The sequence below is a fragment of the Paenibacillus sp. P22 genome, assembly GCF_000469945.2.
Lineage (GTDB): Bacteria > Bacillota > Bacilli > Paenibacillales > Paenibacillaceae > Paenibacillus_O > Paenibacillus_O humicus.
In genome coordinates, this window is record NZ_CBRA020000109.1 from 12,872 (window position 1) to 30,145 (window position 17,274).

At 59.1% G+C, this 17,274-nt stretch carries 11 protein-coding genes and 1 pseudogene; 8 read left to right on the forward strand and 4 right to left on the reverse strand.

The window, feature by feature from the left end; all coding sequences use genetic code 11:
* Window positions 1-183 precede the first annotated feature (183 nt).
* Complete coding sequence (locus BN871_RS15675; protein ID WP_048747176.1) at window positions 184-3,894, reverse strand: S-layer homology domain-containing protein; 3,711 nt, start codon at window positions 3,892-3,894, stop codon at window positions 184-186.
* 402 nt (window positions 3,895-4,296) lie between these two features.
* Between BN871_RS15675 and BN871_RS15685 the strand changes: the two genes are divergently transcribed.
* Window positions 4,297-5,441, forward strand: a protein-coding gene (locus tag BN871_RS15685; RefSeq protein WP_373864564.1) for an IS3 family transposase whose coding sequence is annotated in 2 segments (ribosomal slippage) — window positions 4,297-4,585 and window positions 4,585-5,441 — 1,146 coding nt in all. Because the reading frame shifts where the segments join, the coding sequence is not laid out codon by codon here.
* Between the two features lie 116 nt (window positions 5,442-5,557).
* On the opposite strand, the gene BN871_RS15690 is transcribed toward BN871_RS15685, so the two are convergent.
* Window positions 5,558-6,229, reverse strand: a complete 672-nt coding sequence (locus BN871_RS15690; RefSeq protein WP_048747178.1) for a phosphatase PAP2 family protein — start codon at window positions 6,227-6,229, stop codon at window positions 5,558-5,560.
* A 138-nt stretch (window positions 6,230-6,367) separates the two neighbouring features.
* Window positions 6,368-8,140, reverse strand: coding sequence for an NFACT family protein (locus BN871_RS15695; protein ID WP_048747200.1), 1,773 nt, complete (start codon window positions 8,138-8,140; stop codon window positions 6,368-6,370).
* 181 nt (window positions 8,141-8,321) lie between these two features.
* On the opposite strand from BN871_RS15695, the gene BN871_RS15700 reads away from it, so the two are divergent.
* The 7 genes from BN871_RS15700 to BN871_RS29140 all read left to right on the forward strand — a co-directional run bounded on the left by BN871_RS15700 (window position 8,322) and on the right by BN871_RS29140 (window position 16,816).
* Window positions 8,322-11,114, forward strand: coding sequence for a calcium-translocating P-type ATPase, SERCA-type (locus tag BN871_RS15700; RefSeq protein WP_048747180.1), 2,793 nt, complete (start codon window positions 8,322-8,324; stop codon window positions 11,112-11,114).
* Between the two features lie 427 nt (window positions 11,115-11,541).
* Window positions 11,542-12,372 carry a diaminopimelate epimerase gene (dapF, locus tag BN871_RS15705; RefSeq protein ID WP_048747182.1) on the forward strand — a complete coding sequence of 277 codons (831 nt, stop codon included), beginning with the start codon at window positions 11,542-11,544 and terminating at the stop codon, window positions 12,370-12,372.
* Between the two features lie 507 nt (window positions 12,373-12,879).
* On the forward strand, window positions 12,880-13,140 hold the full coding sequence (gene remA, locus BN871_RS15710) for an extracellular matrix/biofilm regulator RemA (RefSeq protein ID WP_006036475.1): 261 nt from the start codon (window positions 12,880-12,882) through the stop codon (window positions 13,138-13,140).
* Between the two features lie 14 nt (window positions 13,141-13,154).
* The gene (gmk, locus tag BN871_RS15715; RefSeq protein ID WP_048747185.1) at window positions 13,155-13,775 is read left to right on the forward strand and encodes a guanylate kinase; all 621 of its coding nucleotides are present in this window, start codon (window positions 13,155-13,157) and stop codon (window positions 13,773-13,775) included.
* 16 nt (window positions 13,776-13,791) lie between these two features.
* A complete protein-coding gene (gene rpoZ / locus BN871_RS15720; protein WP_048747187.1) occupies window positions 13,792-13,995 on the forward strand; it encodes a DNA-directed RNA polymerase subunit omega in 204 nt (67 codons plus the stop codon).
* A gap of 158 nt (window positions 13,996-14,153) precedes the next feature.
* Window positions 14,154-15,374: a bifunctional phosphopantothenoylcysteine decarboxylase/phosphopantothenate--cysteine ligase CoaBC gene (coaBC, locus tag BN871_RS15725; RefSeq protein ID WP_048747189.1), complete on the forward strand. Its 1,221-nt coding sequence runs from the start codon at window positions 14,154-14,156 to the stop codon at window positions 15,372-15,374.
* Window positions 15,371-16,816, forward strand: coding sequence for a DEAD/DEAH box helicase (locus BN871_RS29140; RefSeq protein ID WP_053086989.1), 1,446 nt, complete (start codon window positions 15,371-15,373; stop codon window positions 16,814-16,816). Before coaBC ends, BN871_RS29140 begins: the two co-directional genes overlap by 4 nt.
* Here BN871_RS29140 and BN871_RS29935 read toward each other — a convergent pair.
* Window positions 16,741-17,187 (reverse strand): annotated as a pseudogene (locus BN871_RS29935) (ubiquitin-like domain-containing protein); the annotation flags it as partial. The gene BN871_RS29140 and the pseudogene BN871_RS29935 overlap by 76 nt on opposite strands.
* Between the last annotated feature and the right edge of the window lie 87 nt (window positions 17,188-17,274).

Consider the following 17,274-nt stretch of genomic DNA (forward strand, 5'->3'; position numbering starts at 1 on the left):
CGTCGCGGAGATCTCAGAAGCGGGAGAGCAGCGCAAAAAGACAAGAATCGGGAATTCCCCGCATCCTTGTCTTTTTTGTGTCCCGTGCATACCTGCCTTTGGAACGCGATCAACCGATTGCCGGCTCCGCTTCGATAACCAGCCATTCCGGACTCCGGAAGACTGGTCGGCGCTGCATGACGATTAAGGATGGCTCAACGCCGCTTCAGCTGCCGTCAACGTGGCCAGATTCGTAACCTGGCCCTTTTGCTCCTCGTTCAAAAGATCATAGGCAGCCCGTGCGATTTCAACGAAGTAAGCTTCCGAGTTGAAGACGGATATTTGCTTGATTAGAGTGATGACTACTTTAGGCGTCACATGAATGGCGACCGGATAATCATTGAAGTTGAATCCGATGGGGTTCAACTTCTCGTCGTACATGACAACGATTTTCGTGATTGTTCTCTTGCGGGCGTCGGAATTATAGGTAACGATACCGCGAGAACTATCGACATCAGAATAGAAGACGTCTTGAACGGCCGTTTGTACCGTTATTCCTTGACCTTCAAAAGGACTCTGGATATACGAAACATAACGGACATTCATGCCCATAGCAGCGGGATTTGCCTTTAATCCAGTAGCTGAAACGAATGAAAATCCCACATTTTGCATCATTTCCAGGTCTCCATTGGGATTGTCGGTCGCAATCAGGAATTGGTTTCCAGGAATGAAATTCAAGGGAGTGAAGTCATACTTCGCTTCTATTCTCGGGGATTCGGCTTGCCCATCCTTGGCAATCGAAACCCAAATGCTTCCTTTCTCCCCTTGGAGATCCCTGTTCCAAAGCTTTGTCGAGAACGCTCTTATATCGCTGTATCCTCTTCCTTGAACAAGCGGCTCAACCGCTTCCGGGCTTGAATAAACCTTTACCACCGTATCTGCCCCAGCGCCGATGACGGAAAAATATCCAGCAGCCGTAAAGCCAAGCCGGTAAGATGGAGCGAGCAGGAAGGAATAACTAATGAGATCACCCGTCTTCGAACTTACATCAAATCGAACCGTACTCATGAATCTGCTGTCGAAATTAAATTCAAAGGATCCATTGTTGAGCTTTGCTTTTACCTGCTTGTCCTGAACCATGCCTTCCGTTTGAGCATGGATGGAAACTTTTTCTGCATTAAAGTCAAAATTGAACTTTACGGAAGTCGCCGAGCCTGCTATCCCGCCCGAAGCGACATATACCTGTGTCATCGGATCAAAAGGCTTATCGAGCGTCATTCCTTCCACAGTCAAGCCTTTGATGACGTCGCCTATCTGTTCAGGCTGTTTCAGCCTGGCTATCGCAGCTTCGGCGGAGAGCAGGTCCGCCGAATTCGTCACCAAAGCCTGCTCCGCTTGACTGAGCCTGTTGTAAGCGGCTCGGGCGTCGATGACCAAGCTCTCGAAATCCAATGTCACAGGCACCGGAATCCGTTTGATCATCTCGCGGACAACAGCCGGATTGACTGCCGTCTTGACATGCAGCGGAACAACGGCAAAGCCTACCACATGATAGGAAGCATCGTAGAAAAAGACCTTGAAGTACGTATCAAAATCGCTCGGAGCGTATCCCCAGTCCCAATAAATCTCCGTGAAAGGAGTATTAATTTTTCGGAGGGCGCCATCCGTCGCCAAATAGCGTTTGCCCTCCTCGCGGGTGGCATGCTGCCCGGGATCGGCTCTCCAGCTGCCGGCTGCCGCGTAGACAGCACCCGCAACGCCGAGAGGCTGTCCGTCAAAGCTCAACCGGATGGAATAGTTGCCGTCAAGATGTCTGTCTTTCATTTCCGCATCGGTCAATTGAGAGGCCGTCAGACCAGCGGCGGAGTTCGGCTCCAAAGGATAGAAATTGTAGGAGCAAGCCTCCTTCTCCCCCCCATTGAGGCTCAGCCAGACCGTTCCTTCCATGCTGGTGCTTGCCCTTAGAGAAACGGAATCGTTAGTGGCCACTTGTGCATCGTATGCCGTCTCATCCGATTTATTCAGGAACAGGCTTACGCGATCGCCTGCTTTAAGCCCACTGATGTCGAATAAGCCCGGACTGACGGTCGTCTTCTCCGCAAGCGTACGCTCGTAGGTAACGAGAATTGTATAGCCTCCAAGGCTCTCTCCGTCCAGACCAGCCATGCCGACATAGACATAATTGGCTTGGCGCGCAGCTTGAACATAAGTGAACGAGCCGTTTTTCAGAGCCGCCTTGGGAGCTACCTCTTCTCCATATACCGTCTGAACTTCTACGCTCACCTTCAGATCGCCGGAAGCGGCGGCGTTCACTTGCAGCGGTCCGGCTGCATAGCTAAGAGGAAGGACGACCTTGTACTCATGCTCTTTCGGATCGAATCCTGTCTTGCCGCTGTCTCCCCACCAAGCAAGGGGATAACCGCTGATGGACAAGGAAGAAAGAGCGGCCTGCTGCCCGGGAAACCATGGCGGCGGAGTTGTCGTCGGCTGGACGGTCGGCGCCACCGTTGGCGGAGGGCTCAGCGTTGGCGCTATAGTCGGCGCTGGCGTCAGTGTAGGTGCGACGGACGGTGTCGCCGTAGGTGCTGGACTCAGGCTCGGCGCAACAGTCGCCGTCGGCGTTGGGCTCGGCGTCGGCGCAACAGTCGCCGTAGGCGCTGGCGTCGCTGAGGGCACCGGGACCGGGAAGAAGCCTCCCCCGCCGACGATCGGCGCGCTGCTCGGCGATGGGGTTGGGACACCGGCTCCGCTCAAGGCTTGAGGCGCCGTCTCGAACTTGGACGCCGAAGCTCCCGTTCCAAGCAGGGCATCCTTGATAACGCCTGTTCCACTCGCTTCAATAGGAGCATCCAGAACAAGCTTGCGGACCGTCGTCCCGGCGCTCAGTTCAAGAAGCGAGCCTGCCGTAGTCGAACGGAAGGTCAGCTCATCCAGAACGGTGCCGCCGCTTGCGGCGATCCGTACCGGAGAGCCCTTCTTCTCGACGAAGACGCGGAAAAGCGTTCCGTTCTGGATATGGACGGAGTGAAGGCCGCCTCCGCGCACATACGTCGTTCCCTTGACGGCGACTCCGGCAAGGAAGACGTCGCCCTCGCCGATGCCCTCGCCAAGGACAAGGTCTCCTTCGACAACGGTATTCCGGATCGTGACGCCGGGGGCCGTGACCGACACGTCTCCTTTGAGCGTGCGCGATCCCGCCAGCGGACCGAAGACGCCTTCGCTGCTGTAGAGCGTGCCTTTTGCCGCCTCGGCAGCCTGCGCGGCTTTGCCGATCGCGACGATGGCTTCAGCTCTCGTCAGATGGCCTCCAGGACGGAACGTGCCATCCTTGTAGCCGTTCAGCACGCCTTGAGATACGAGAGACGCGACTGCCGCCCGGCTCCAGGAAGCCAGCTTGTCCGCATCCGCGAATGCCGCCGGAGCTTCCGCGCCGCCTTTGCTGCCGGATGCGCTCGCCAGCATGACCGCCGCTTCTTGACGAGTGACCTTGGCGGACGGACGGAACGTGCCGTCCTCATAACCGCCCGCATAACCGGCGTAAACGGCTGTCGCCACCGTGGAATATTCCCAGCTGCCCGGCTTGATATCCTTGAAACCGGCTGCCGAAGCGCCCTGAAGGCCGAACGCCCGGTTGATCAGAGCGGCGAGCTCGCTGCGCTTGACCGGATCGTTGGGATGCACGCTTCCGTCGTCATACCCTTTCAGCTTGCCTTCCGCCAGCCATTTTTCCAGCTCGCTCTGGGCCCAGTGCCCCTGGATATCGCTCGCCCTCGAAGCCGAAGGCGCCGATGCCGCGGCTGTCGTGCCGGCGCTTGTCCCGCTGGCGAATCCGCTCGATGGAGCTGCGATCGTCGCAGCGAGCAAGCCCGATAGTCCTGCAGCCACAATTCTGATGCCGATTCTCTTGTTCCCCACCCATATTCCTCCATATAATCCACATAAAAACGATTCCAAGGTAGGTTATACCATCCATTGAACATCCTGGCAATTGAAATCTTTCGCTTGCCGAATCCGTGTTCCCAGTCCTTTTTCAAGTCCTTTTTTAAGTCCTGATTTATCCCCTTTTCCCCATTAATTCTACAGCTGGTTCTCATTTCGCCGTGTGGGATTGCCGCCCTTCTCCTTCCGCCATGCGGGATTCACTCAGCCTCATGCATGCGTATGCCTCCTCGAACAATTGCACTAAAAAAAAAAAGACCGCCCCAGTCATTGTCATGACGGGGACTGACCCCGTTACGTGAGACAAATTAAAACACCTTCAAGAAGAATGCAACCATGTCGACAGATATGGGAGACAACCTTGGAGGTGTTTTTACGTTGGCAACAAGAGTTAGCTATGCGGTAGAGATAAAGATGCAAGCGATTGAAATGAGATTGGCTGGCGTACCCGTTCAACAGGTTATGGATCAACTCGGAATCAAGAATGGGACTCAGTTAAAGGTTTGGATGAGCTGGTATCGCAAGGGCGAGCTGCATCGGCTCGAGCAACCTGTGGGCAAGCAATACAGGTATGGCAAAGGCCCAGAGTACGCTTCTGAACTTGAGAAGCTGAAGGCGGAAAATCGGTTTCTGAAACAGCAGGTGGACGTGCTAAAAAAGTACCAGGAGTTGGAGAGGATGTGTCACCTAAGGCCGTAGTCGCTTGGATAGAAGCCATTCGGGGAGAGGTGTGTGTAAAGCAGGCTTGTGCATGGCTAGGAATCGCTCGTGCCACGTACTATCGTTGGAAAGCAGCCTATGAGACGAAGCAAACGAATCCCATCGTGGAGATAATCCGTCAACGCTGCCAAGAGCACAGGTTTCGTTATGGGTATCGCAAAATCACCGCGCTGCTCCAAAAAGAACAGTCGATCAACCACAAACGCGTACAACGAATCATGCAGCGTGAAGGATTGCAATGTCGAGTCAGGGTTAAGAAGCGCAAACCGACTGGACAGCCAGCACAACCAGCCGAGCATCTGTTAAAACGGCAGTTTCAAGCAGACGGACCGCTGAATAAGCTCGTAACGGATATTACGTATTTGCCCTTCGGCAGCAGAATGTTATATTTATCGAGCATCTTGGACTTATATAATGGCGAGGTTGTAGCCTACAGTATCGCTGACAAGCAGGATACTGAGATTGTACTGGACACGTTGCGCCAGCTTCCCGATCAGCCTGGGATGCTGTTGCACAGCGATCAAGGCAGTGTCTATACGTCTCAGGCATACCAAAGGGCCATAAAAGGAAAAGGCATTACCATGAGCATGTCCCGCAAGGGAACACCCGCTGATAATGCCCCCATCGAATCGTTTCATTCCACTCTAAAGTCTGAAACGTTCTATCTCGAAGGACTCACTCGTACAACGACGGCAATCGTTGAACAAACCGTTCGAGAGTACATCACCTACTATAACTCAATTCGTATTCAAGCAAAACTAAAAAACCAGTCGCCGGTTGATTTTCGACGACTGGCCACTTAGCTTGAAGGTGTTTTGATCCCTGTCTCACAAACGGGGGTCAGTCCCCCCCGGCCTTTTTCGTTTTTTATTGATTCGGCGAGCTTAGCCTCGTGCCTGCCGCCTTCCGCAACATGCTTTCAGCCTCGGCCGACGGAGCGGAACTTCCTCGATCTCCATCTTTCCTCCAGATAGCGTTCATACCATCCGATGCTTGCCGTCAGCCAGGCTGCACTGATCAGATAGCCTCCCAGTACGTCGCTCGGATAGTGAACGCCCAGATAGATCCGGCTGATTCCGATCATGAGGATCATGACGATTCCCGCCGACACGGCGGCGGCCTTCATCCAAGAGCGAGCAAGATGCTTCCAAAGGAAATAGATCGTCACGCCGTAAAGCGTGAAGGCAGCCATGGAATGGCCGCTCGGAAAGCTGTAGCCCGCCGCGTCGATGATTCGATGCACATCCGGCCTGGCGCGGTGGAAAATAAGCTTGAGCAGCACGTTCAGCAGGCTGGAACCGACGATGACGCCGGCAAAAAAGATCAGCTCCCTGCGATAGCCGACGAGGAGCAAGGCAGCGACGATCACAAGCACAATCCCTGTAACCCAGGGACCGGAGCCTGCTGTCGTAAATCCCTTCATGACGGCGGTCACGGCATCGGAGGCGACTCCCTGCACGGCATCGGACACCCGCTCGTCAAAGACGGCGGTATGCCGCCTTCCGATCAGCATAGCCCATGCTGCGAACAAGCAGAGGAGAAGCAGCGAGCTCACAAGGGGACGGATCAACACTGCTGTCAAAAAGCGCATAGGTTTTCTTTCCCCTTTGAAAGATGGCTGGAGCCAGTTTCTTATCCAGGATCCCGGCATGAGATTCGAAGGCAGGCAGGATCCATTTTTCAGGATAGACGATTTCAGAGCGGCTTTAGCGGCAATTGCCCGGACGCATCAAGCTTTGACTGCGGATGGAAGCTCCTGCAGGCGGGCTTCATCCGGGGTGATGAAGAGCGTTTTCTGCCGGTCGTAGATGACGAATCCCGGCTTGGAGCCGCTCGGCTTGTGCACATGGCGGATCAGCGTGTAGTCGACCGGAACCATGCTGGAGCTGCGGGCCTGGCTGTAATGGGCGGCCAGCATCGCGGCCTCCTCGAGCGTAGCATTCCCAAACTCGGCAGAGCGGATGACGACATGCGAGCCGGGAATATCCTTCGTATGCAGCCAAGTGTCGCCTTGAGAGGCGAGCCGGTTGGTCAAATATTCGTTCTGCGTATTGTTTTTCCCTACATAGATGGCGATGCCTTCGGATGACGTGTAGCAGAGCAGGGCGGGCCTTGCGGCCTTCTTGCGCTTGGCTCCCCGCTTCCCGCGCGCGCGCAGGTAGCCTTCCGCTACGAGCTCCTCGCGAATTTCCTCGATGTCCTCCAGAGAAGCGGTGTCCAGCTGCTGCAGCAGGGAGTCGAGATAGGCGATTTCGGTGCCGGCGAGCGCCATCTGCTCCTTCACCGCTTCGGTGCTGTTGCGGAACTTTGTATAACGCCGGAAGTACCGCTGGGCATTGTCCGAAGGGGATAGCTGCGGATCCAGCTCGATCGTGACGCTAGCCGCATTCTCGTCATAGTAGTTTTCCAGCTCCACGGAACGGTCGCCTTTGGAGAAGGCATGCATATACGTCGTCAGCAGCTCTCCGAGAATGCGGTATTTGTCGGCGCCCTTCGCTTCTTCCAGCGTCTCGTTCAGCTTGTCCACTTTCTTGACGTTTTTGGCTTTCTCGTTCTGGAGGAAGCGGATCATGTCCGACACCCGCTGCTTGACGGTGTCGCGGCTGGCCTTTTCCCCATAGAAGGCTTCCAGGCATTGGCTTATGCTCTCGAAGCCGCGGCGCTCTCCTTTCAGATGCGTCAGCTCGATAATGGAGAAATAGCTTTTGCCGGCCGGCGTCTCCACAATGTTGGGAGCGTAGCGGCCGCTGCGCACCGACTCCATGAAGGAGGAAAAGACGGTCCACAGCCGATGCAGCTCCGAGCCGTCGCCGGCGTCGACGGAGCCGGCGCGGTAGGCCAGCTCTCGCGCCAGCAAGGGACTGAAGCCGCTAAGCGCCGCCACGAGCAGCTTGTCGAGCGGCTTGCCGGGCTGCTCCAGATCGGCTTCGCTGCCAGCCGCCTCGCCCAGAATGCGGGCGAAATCATTTTCCTCCGTCAAATGGAGCGGGTCGGTCTTGTGCTGGTCGGGCGGAGCCGTATACGCCGTGCCCGGCATGACAATGCGGTAGCTGCTGATCGCCGGCGTCACGTGATGGATTCCGTCGTGGATCGTTCTCGTCGCGGTGTCGACCAGAATGATGTTGCTGTGGCGGCCCATGAGCTCGATGATGATCGTCTTCAGCGTCAGGTCGCCAAGCTCGTCGCGCTGGCGGATGTCCAGCTCGATGACGCGCTCCATGCCGATCTGGCGGACCGCTTCGATCTGGCCGCCTTCGCAGTATTTGCGAAGCAGCATGCAGAACATCGGCGGCTCCATCGGATTCTGGTAGCTGCGTTCCGTGAAGTGGATTCTCGGATAAGTCGGGTTGGCCGAAATCAGAAGCTTGCGCCCCCCGCCTGCTCCGCGTGTCTGAACAACGAGATCGTGCGCGGTCGGTTGATGGATTTTATGAATGCGTCCGCCGACGAGCTGCTGGAGCTCGCTTACGGCGGCGCGGGTTACGATGCCGTCCAATGCCATGAGGGTCGATCCTTTCGTGCGCGCCTTGTCGTCCATGCGGCGCAGGTTGTATTGCCGTCTTATTCTACCATAACGACAAGGACAAGGGATATTTCGGGGATTGTCCTCATATAGTGTCCTAGAGCCTTGCGGGTGCTGCCCGCAGCATTATCGTGCCATCTGCGGGAGGGAGAAGAGTCGAATGGAGAATAGGAAGTGGCACCAGCTGGCGGAGGAACAGCTGCTCAGCCAGCTCGGCAGCTCTCCGGACAACGGTTTATCGGCGGAGGAGGCTGCCAAGCGGCTGGCCGAGCATGGCCGCAACGAGCTGTCCGAAGGAGAGAAGCTGTCGCCGGTGAAGCTGTTTTTGAACCAGTTCAAGGATTTTATGGTGCTCGTCCTGATCGGGGCGACGCTGATTTCGGGTCTGCTGGGGGAATATCTCGACGCGATTACGATCATCGCCATCATTGTCATCAACTCGATTCTCGGATTCGTGCAGGAGTTCAGAGCGGAGCGGTCGCTGCGCGCCCTCAAGGAGCTGTCCGCTCCGATCGCCCATGTTCTGCGCGGAGGCAAATCGGATGCGGTCCCGGCCAGCGAGCTCGTGCCGGGCGATATCGTGCTGCTGAAAAGCGGCGACCGCGTTCCGGCCGACCTGCGCTTCCTGACCGCCAACAGCTGCCAGGCCGAGGAATCGGCGCTCACCGGGGAATCCGTGCCGGTAAGCAAGCATTGCCACGCGATCGCCGAGGAAGAGCTGCCGCTCGGGGACATGCGGAATATGGGCTTCATGGGCACGATGCTGACCGGAGGCACCGGCACCGGCATCGTCGTGAGAACAGGAATGAATACGGAGATGGGCAAGATCGCGGATCTCATCCAGCAGACGGACGAGATGGAGACGCCTTTGCAGCGAAGGCTGGAGCAGCTGGGCAAAATCCTCATCGTCGTCGCGCTTTTCCTGACGGTCATGGTCGTCGTGGCCGGCATCCTGCACGGCCAGCCTGCCTACGGAATGTTCCTCGCGGGCGTCAGCCTGGCGGTGGCGGCCATTCCGGAAGGGCTGCCGGCAATCGTGACGGTGGCGCTCGCACTGGGAGTCCAGCGGATGATCAAGCGCAAGGCGATTGTGCGCAAGCTGCCGTCGGTCGAAACGCTGGGCTGCGCCTCCGTCATCTGCTCGGATAAGACCGGCACGCTGACGCAGAACAAAATGACGGTCACCCGCATCTGGAGCGGAAGCCGCCAGTTCGAGGTCACCGGCGAAGGATATGAGCCCGCCGGAGGCTGCTTCGCGGACGGCCAGCAGATAGAGGCCAAGGACGACGCTTCGCTGCGGCGCATGCTGCAGGTCGCGGCGCTGTGCAACAATGCGGAGCTGATCCGCGCCGAGGAAGGTGCGGAGCGCAAAAGCAAAGGGGGCCAGACGGAGCCGAAGGAAGAATGGTCGCTCAAAGGCGACCCGACGGAAGGCGCGCTCGTCGTGCTGGCGGCCAAGATGGGACTCAGCCAAAGCTCGCTCGGCGGCCTGTACAAGCGGGAGCGGGAATTCCCGTTCGACTCGGAGCGCAAGCGCATGTCCGTGATCGTGTCGCATCAAGGCGGACGGATCGCCTGCGTGAAGGGAGCGCCGGACATGCTCCTGGAGCGCTGCTCGTATATTCTGTGGGAAGGCAAGGTTGTGCCGTTCACCGGCACGCTCCGGCAGAAGGTGCAGCAGGCGCAGGAGGGCATGGCCCAGTCCGCGCTGCGGGTGCTCGGACTCGCTTACCGGGATCTTCGTCCGCATGACAAATGCGAGAGCGCCGAAGACACGGAGAGCCAGCTCGTTTTCGCCGGCCTTACCGGCATGATCGATCCGCCGCGCCGTGAAGTCCAGGGCGCCATCGCGACATGCCGCCGCGCCGGCATCAAGACCGTCATGATTACGGGCGACCACCAGCTGACCGCCGAGGCGATCGCCGCCCAGCTCGGCATCATGCCGCGCGGCGGCCTGTCGATCAGCGGACGGGAGCTTGCCGGCATGTCCGACGACGAGCTGGATAAGGTTGTCGACAACATCTACGTCTATGCCCGTGTTTCGCCCGAGCATAAGCTGCGCATCGTCAAGTCGCTTCAGCGCAAGGGGCATGTCGTCGCCATGACGGGAGACGGCGTCAACGACGCGCCGGCCATCAAGGCGGCGGATATCGGCATCGCCATGGGCATTACCGGCACGGATGTGTCCAAGGAAGCTTCCTCGCTCGTGCTCGGAGACGACAACTTCTCGAGCATCGTGGCCGCGATCGAGGAAGGCAGGGGCATTTACGAGAATATCCGCAAGTTCATCCGCTATTTGCTGGCGTCCAATGTCGGGGAGATCCTGACGATGTTCCTGGCGATGATGGCCGGATTGCCGCTGCCGCTGCTGCCGATCCAGATTCTGTGGGTCAACCTTGTGACCGACGGGCTGCCGGCGATGGCGCTCGGCGTCGATCAGGCCGAGAGCGACCTCATGACGCAGAAGCCCAGGTCAGCCAAGGAAAATATTTTTGCCCGCCGCCTCGGATGGAAGATCGTCAGCCGCGGCGTGCTGATCGGCGTCTGCACGCTGGGGGCGTTCTGGATCACCTTGAAGACGGCTCCGCAAAACGCGGACGGCCTCGTGCTCGCCCAGACCGTCGCCTTTGTCACGCTCGTCATGGCGCAGCTGATCCATGTGTTCGATTGCCGCAGCTCCCGGTCGATCTTCCACCGCAACATGCTGCAGAACAAGTATCTGGTCCTGTCGGTCCTTTCTTCGCTGGGCCTCATGCTGGCCGTCGTGTACGTTCCCGCCCTGCAGCCGATCTTCAAGACGGTTCCGATCGGATTCCGCGAATGGTGCCTCGTCTTCGTGGCCGGCGGCATCCCGACGTTCCTGATGGGAGTGGGCAGCGTGCTTGGATCGTCCAAGCGGCGCAAGCCGAAAGCCCGCATCTCCTATACGGGCGGACAGACAAGCGCCCGCTGAGCGGATTCCGGAGCGCCGCGTCAGACGTTGTTGCCTGCGAAGCAAAGCCCCCCGGCTGGACGCCGGGGGGCTTTGCCGCGTTTTACCCCTCAAGTCAGAGAATTATAGTAGAGAAAGCAAGGAAGCATTCCAGGAGGCCTTACAGATGGAGAATAAGAACGGAGATGCCGCCGGACATCGGCGCCATTCATGAAATCAATGCCCTTGCGTTCGGCAGAGAGGACGAAGCCGGCCGGCGGGAGCTGCCGGTCTCCGGCTGCTTTCGCCGCGGCCGACGGGGAGGCGCGGGGAAAAAGTACAAATCTTAGACGCAATCGGGAATAGCCTTGCCCGGCTTGATGCGCTATCCTAATAACGACGGCCGCCCGCAGCGGCGGCGACCAACAGGCCATCAATGCTTCGGCATATCAAAAGGAGAGCATCTATCGTGGAATTCACCAAAATGCACGGTCTAGGCAATGATTTTATCGTCGTATTCGGAGAAAAAGACCTTCCGGCCGGGGTGGACGAGCTTGCGGTCTCCCTGTGCAACCGTTTCTTCGGCATCGGAGCCGACGGGCTCGTCTATATCCTGCCTTCCGATAGGGCGGACTTCCGCATGCGCATCATCAATTCCGACGGGTCCGAGGCGGAGCAGTGCGGCAACGCGATCCGCTGCGTAGCCAAGTATGTCTTCGACAACGGCCATACGGACAAGGAACGGCTGACGATCGAAACGCTCGGAGCCGGCGTGCAGCAGGTCGAGATCACCGCGCAAGACGGCAAGGCGGCTTACATCCGCGTCGACATGGGCGAGCCGATCCTGCAGGGGCTGCAGGTTCCGACGACGGTCGATGCCGACCGGGTCATCGGGCATCCGGTCGAAGTGGACGGACGGGAGTTCCGGTTCACGGCCGTCTCGATGGGCAACCCCCACGCGGTCATCTATGTCGACGACGCGGCCGGATTCGATCTTGCCGCCTGGGGCCCCAAGCTGGAGACGCATCCGCTCTTCCCGCGCAAGACGAACGTTGAGTTCGTGACCGTCAACTCCCGCAGCCAGGCGGACATGCGCGTATGGGAGCGCGGCGCGGGTCCGACGCTGGCATGCGGCACGGGAGCATGCGCGACCGTCGTCTCCTCCGTGCTCAACGGGCTGACCGACCGCAAGGCGACGGTATCGCTCAAGGGCGGGGATTTGCTGATCGAATGGAACGAGGAAGACAATCATGTGTACATGACCGGACCGGCGGCGGAAGCATTCCGCGGAACCGTGTAGGGAGCTGTCCGGGCTCTTGAGGAGATCCGCCCGCGTGGGCGGATTTTTGCTTTATCCGGATGAAGGCGCCCGTGCAGCGGAGTTGATGCGCCGGCCGTCCTGCGACATCTCTTCGCCGCGAACAGGCGGCTTCGGGCCGCTTAGCCGGCGGACGGGAAAAGGGCAGGCTTCATCGAAGCGCGGGCTCCCGGGGGAAGATCGCCGGCAAGCCAGGAAGGGCGTTTCAAGCGCAAATTACGCCCCGGATTCTATTTTTCTCCCGAAATCGCTTTGAACCTTGTTCGTTTGGCGAATATCGATTAGAATAGGTACACGACTGTCCGCCTGGGCTTATGCCCGGGTGCGAAACGGGATGACGCTTGGGACGGCCGCCGGAACGGCGGACGGAACGTTTGCGCCGTGTTTTTTGTGTCAACACTAGTTGCAATGGTTCTGCCCATTGCCAGATGGCGGACCTTCTTGGAAGACCGCCGATCTGTTCCAATCTGTCCGGAGGGAGAACCTGACATGGCTATCAAGCTCATCAATATCGGCTTCGGCAACATCGTATCGGCTAACCGGATTATTTCGATCGTAAGTCCGGAATCGGCGCCGATCAAGAGAATCATTCAGGAAGCGCGGGATCGCCACATGCTTATCGACGCCACGTACGGCAGGCGCACGCGGGCGGTTATCATTACGGACAGCGACCATGTCATTTTGTCGGCCGTGCAGCCGGAGACGGTCGCGCACCGGTTGTCCGCGAAGGATGACGATCACGACGAATAATAGCGGGGAGTATTATGAATAAGGGATTATTAATCGTATTGTCCGGACCTTCCGGCGTCGGCAAGGGCACGGTATGCTCCGTGCTCCGCCACAAGATGCCGGAGCTGGTCTACTCGGTGTCGGCGACGACCCGCAGCCCGAGACAGGGAGAGACGGACGGCATCAATTACTTCTTCAAGACGAGGGAGCAGTTCCAGGACATGATGGCTCGCGGAGCCATGCTGGAGCATGCGGAATACGTCGGCAATTATTACGGCACTCCCCGCGATTTCGTGGAGAGCACCATCAACAGCGGCAAGGATATCATTCTAGAGATCGAAGTCCAGGGAGCGCTCAAGGTCAAGGAAACGTTTCCCGAGGGCGTCTTTATTTTTCTGATGCCGCCTTCGCTTGAGATTCTGAAGCAGCGCATCACCGGACGCGGCACGGAAACCCAGGAAGTTATCGACTCCCGGATGTCCGTCGCCGCCGAGGAGATCAACCTGCTCCGCTATTACGACTATGCCGTCGTCAACGACGAGATCGACGCGGCCTGCCACCGGATCCAGAGCATCGTCACCGCCGAGCATTGCCGCAAGGAACGTTATTTGGCGGGGCTCGCCCACGATATGCAGACTGCATCCGAAAAAGCCTGAAACGGAGTGATTAGCCATGTTGTATCCATCCATTGACGAAATGATGAAGAAGGTCGACAGCAAGTATTCCCTGGTCGTCGCGGCATCGAGACGCGCGCGTGCCCTGAGGGACGGAGAGAAGACCGAGCTGCGCGGACAGAAATCCCATAAGCAGGTAGGCGTCGCCCTCGAGGAGATCTACCACGATCTCGTGCAAGTGGAGCAGCGGAACGAAGACTAGGACATGCCGGCCGCAGCCCGGCTGCGGAAGGCGCATGAAAGATAGCAGCATAGCGGTACGCTTAACAACCCTCTGCGGTTGTTATTTTTTTAGCGGAAGCAAACCCGGCGGAGCGGCCGGTGCCGGCGGGTATTGCCGATGAGGGAGGAGAACACCCCATGCTTCAGGGAAAAAGAATCGTTCTTGGCATAACGGGAGGCATTGCGGCCTACAAAGGCGCCGCTTTATGCAGCAAGCTGGTCCAGGCGGGTGCCGAGGTGCATGTCATCATGACGGAATCGGCGGCCAAGTTCGTTGCGCCGCTGACGCTGCAGACGCTGTCCCGCCACCCTGTATATCTGGACACCTTCGACGAGCGCGATCCCTCTGTCGTGTCCCATATCGAGCTGGCGGACAAGGCCGACCTTATCCTGCTCGCGCCGGCTACGGCCAACACGCTGGCGAAGCTGGCGGCCGGACTGGCCGACGACATGCTCGGCGCGACGCTGCTCGCCGCGACGTCTCCGGTCATCGCGGCTCCGGCGATGAATGTTCATATGTACGAGCATCCGGCAACGGTGGCGAATATGGAGCTGCTCGGCAGCCGGGGAGTCCGCTTCATCGATCCCGGAACCGGCCAGCTCGCTTGCGGCTACGTGGCCAAGGGCCGCTTGGCCGAGCCGGAGGAGATCGTGCTGGCGGTCGAGCGGTTTTTCGCTGCGGGCAAGCTGCTGGAAGGAAGGAAGGTTGTCGTGACGGCGGGAGGCACGGTCGAGCGCTTTGATCCCGTGCGTTACCTGACGAATGATTCCTCGGGCAAAATGGGCTTTGCCATCGCGGAAGCCGCCCGCGACATGGGCGCTCAGGTGACGCTGATCGCCGGCCGCGTGTCGCAGCCGCTCCCCGGGGGCATGAAGATCATGCGCGTAGAATCCGCGCAGGAGATGCTGGAGGCGGCGAACAGCGTATTCGACGACGCCGACATCGTGGTCAAGGCAGCGGCGGTCGCCGACTACCGGCCCGTCGTGCGGCATGCCTCCAAGCTGAAGAAGACGGGCGGCACGCTCGTCCTTGAGCTGGAGAAGACGGCCGATATTCTGGCCGCTCTGGGAGAGCGCAAAAAAGGCCAGTTCCTCGTCGGCTTCGCCGCCGAGACGGAGCGTCTGGACGAGCATGCGATGGACAAGCTGCGACGCAAGAACTGCGATCTCATCGTAGGCAACGACGTCTCGATGGAAGGGGCGGGCTTCAACGGCGACACCAATGCGGTCCGGATCTTCGACCGGGACGGCCTGGTCGAATCGCTGCCCGTGATGAGCAAGCGCGATGCCGGCGAACGGCTGCTGCGCCTAGTCGCGGAGCGGATCGGCTCGAAGGGGCCGAAGGGACCGATATCATGATCGCCGGCGTCATCGTCGATGTGCCGAGCCGTCAGACGGACCGGCCCTTCAGCTATGAGGTGCCGCCCGCCATGGAGGAGTGGATCGAGCCGGGCAGCCGTGTCGGCGTTCCCTTCGGCGGACGGACCGTGCAAGGCTTCGTCGTCAGCCTTTCGGCCGAAGCTCCGGCCGACAGCGCCGGGAAGCTCAAGCCGATCGCCGAGCTGCTGGATCCGCTGCCGCCGCTCCTTCCCGATCTGGTCGAGCTCGCCCAATGGATGAGCGGGAAGTACTGCTGCACTTGGACGGCCGCGCTGCAGGCGATGATTCCGGCCGCGATCAAAGGCAAGGCCGAACGGTACATCCGCCTTGCGGAAGACGGAGCCGGGATAGCCGATCTCCTGCGCGCGGAGCCGTCCGGGAACGTCGGATCGGCTGCCGGACGGGAGGAGAGTCATTCCTTCGCCGCGGGAATCGTTTCGGCCGGCCGGGGCGAGGACGATGGCAAGGGCATGAGCCCGGCAGCGGTCGCCCAGCAGCAGCTGCCTCTGGAGCAGCTGCCTCCGGCTCTGGTTCAAGAGCTGCAGCGCTCCGGCGGCATGCGTCTGGAGCTCGTCGCGCAGCGTTACCCGGAAGCCGGAGCGGCGATCAAGCGGGCGCTCGCTTCGGGATGGCTGGCCGAAGAGACCTCGATTCGGGACCGGCTCGCCGTCCGCAAGCAGCTGACGGTGTATCCGCCCGAGGATCGGGCCGCCGCGGAGGCGGCGCTGTCCGCGATGTCGAAGCAGGCTGCCCGGCAGCGGGAGCTGCTGGAATATGTTCTTGAACTGAGCGAGCCGGTCACGCTGCAGGCGATGCTGTCGGAGACGGGCGCCAGCGCCTCCTCCGCCAAGGCGCTCGAGGCCAAAGGCCTGATTGCGATCCGCGAAGCGGAGCAGCAGCGGGATCCTTACGCCGGCCGCGAGTTCCGGCGCAGCGAGCCGCTGCCGCTGACGGATGCGCAGCGGGAAGTGTTCGTGCGGCTGAAGGCGGCGGTTGAAGCTCCCGAGCCGGCGACGTTCCTGCTGCATGGAGTGACGGGAAGCGGCAAGACCGAAATCTACATGCAGTCCATCCAGCGGGCTCTCGAGCTCGGCATGGAGGCGATCGTCCTCGTGCCGGAGATTTCCTTGACGCCTCAGATGGTGGAGCGGTTCAAGGGACGCTTCGGAGACGAAGTCGCCGTCCTGCACAGCCGCCTCTCGAACGGAGAGCGCTACGACGAATGGCGGCGGATCCGCCGCGGCGGCGCCAAGGTGGCCATCGGAGCGCGCTCCGCCGTATGCGAGGAGGTGTCAGGGAGAATTTTGTCTTGCTCGCGAATCGGAATATTGGACTCTCCGATCGCGGCCTTCACGGTTTTTTCGGTCGTGTACACCGTCGTAGTCTTTCCGTCAGCCATAATCGTCACCGGCACAGCCTGATCAACAATGATCCGGTCTCCATCCTTGAGCGCCGCGCTCAGCGGAACGGAAATCTGGTCGTGCGGTCCGACAGTTATAGCTTGTTCATCCAGTAGGTGCTGCAGGACATCCTGCTTCGTGCTCAGGATCGTTTCCTGTCCGTTCAACACTACGGAGACGTTCTTCTCAGACGTTCCGTGCAACAACACCAAAAACATGAAAGTCATCGCGATTGAGATAATTAAGCTCAGTAGAATCAAACGCAGGTTTTCATGCTTCCATCGCCATTGGAAAGACTTGCTGGATGATCGTTGTACATGGGTGTCCTTTAAGGGAATTGCGCCCACTTCTTCGGTCCTCCTTACATAGCCCCGCCGCCTCGTGTTACGCATGACTATTTAAGACGCGACTATTAGGTTTTGTACGTGCCGAGCAGCACGCCTATCAACCTCTTGCTTCACCTCCACGGTTAACCCTAT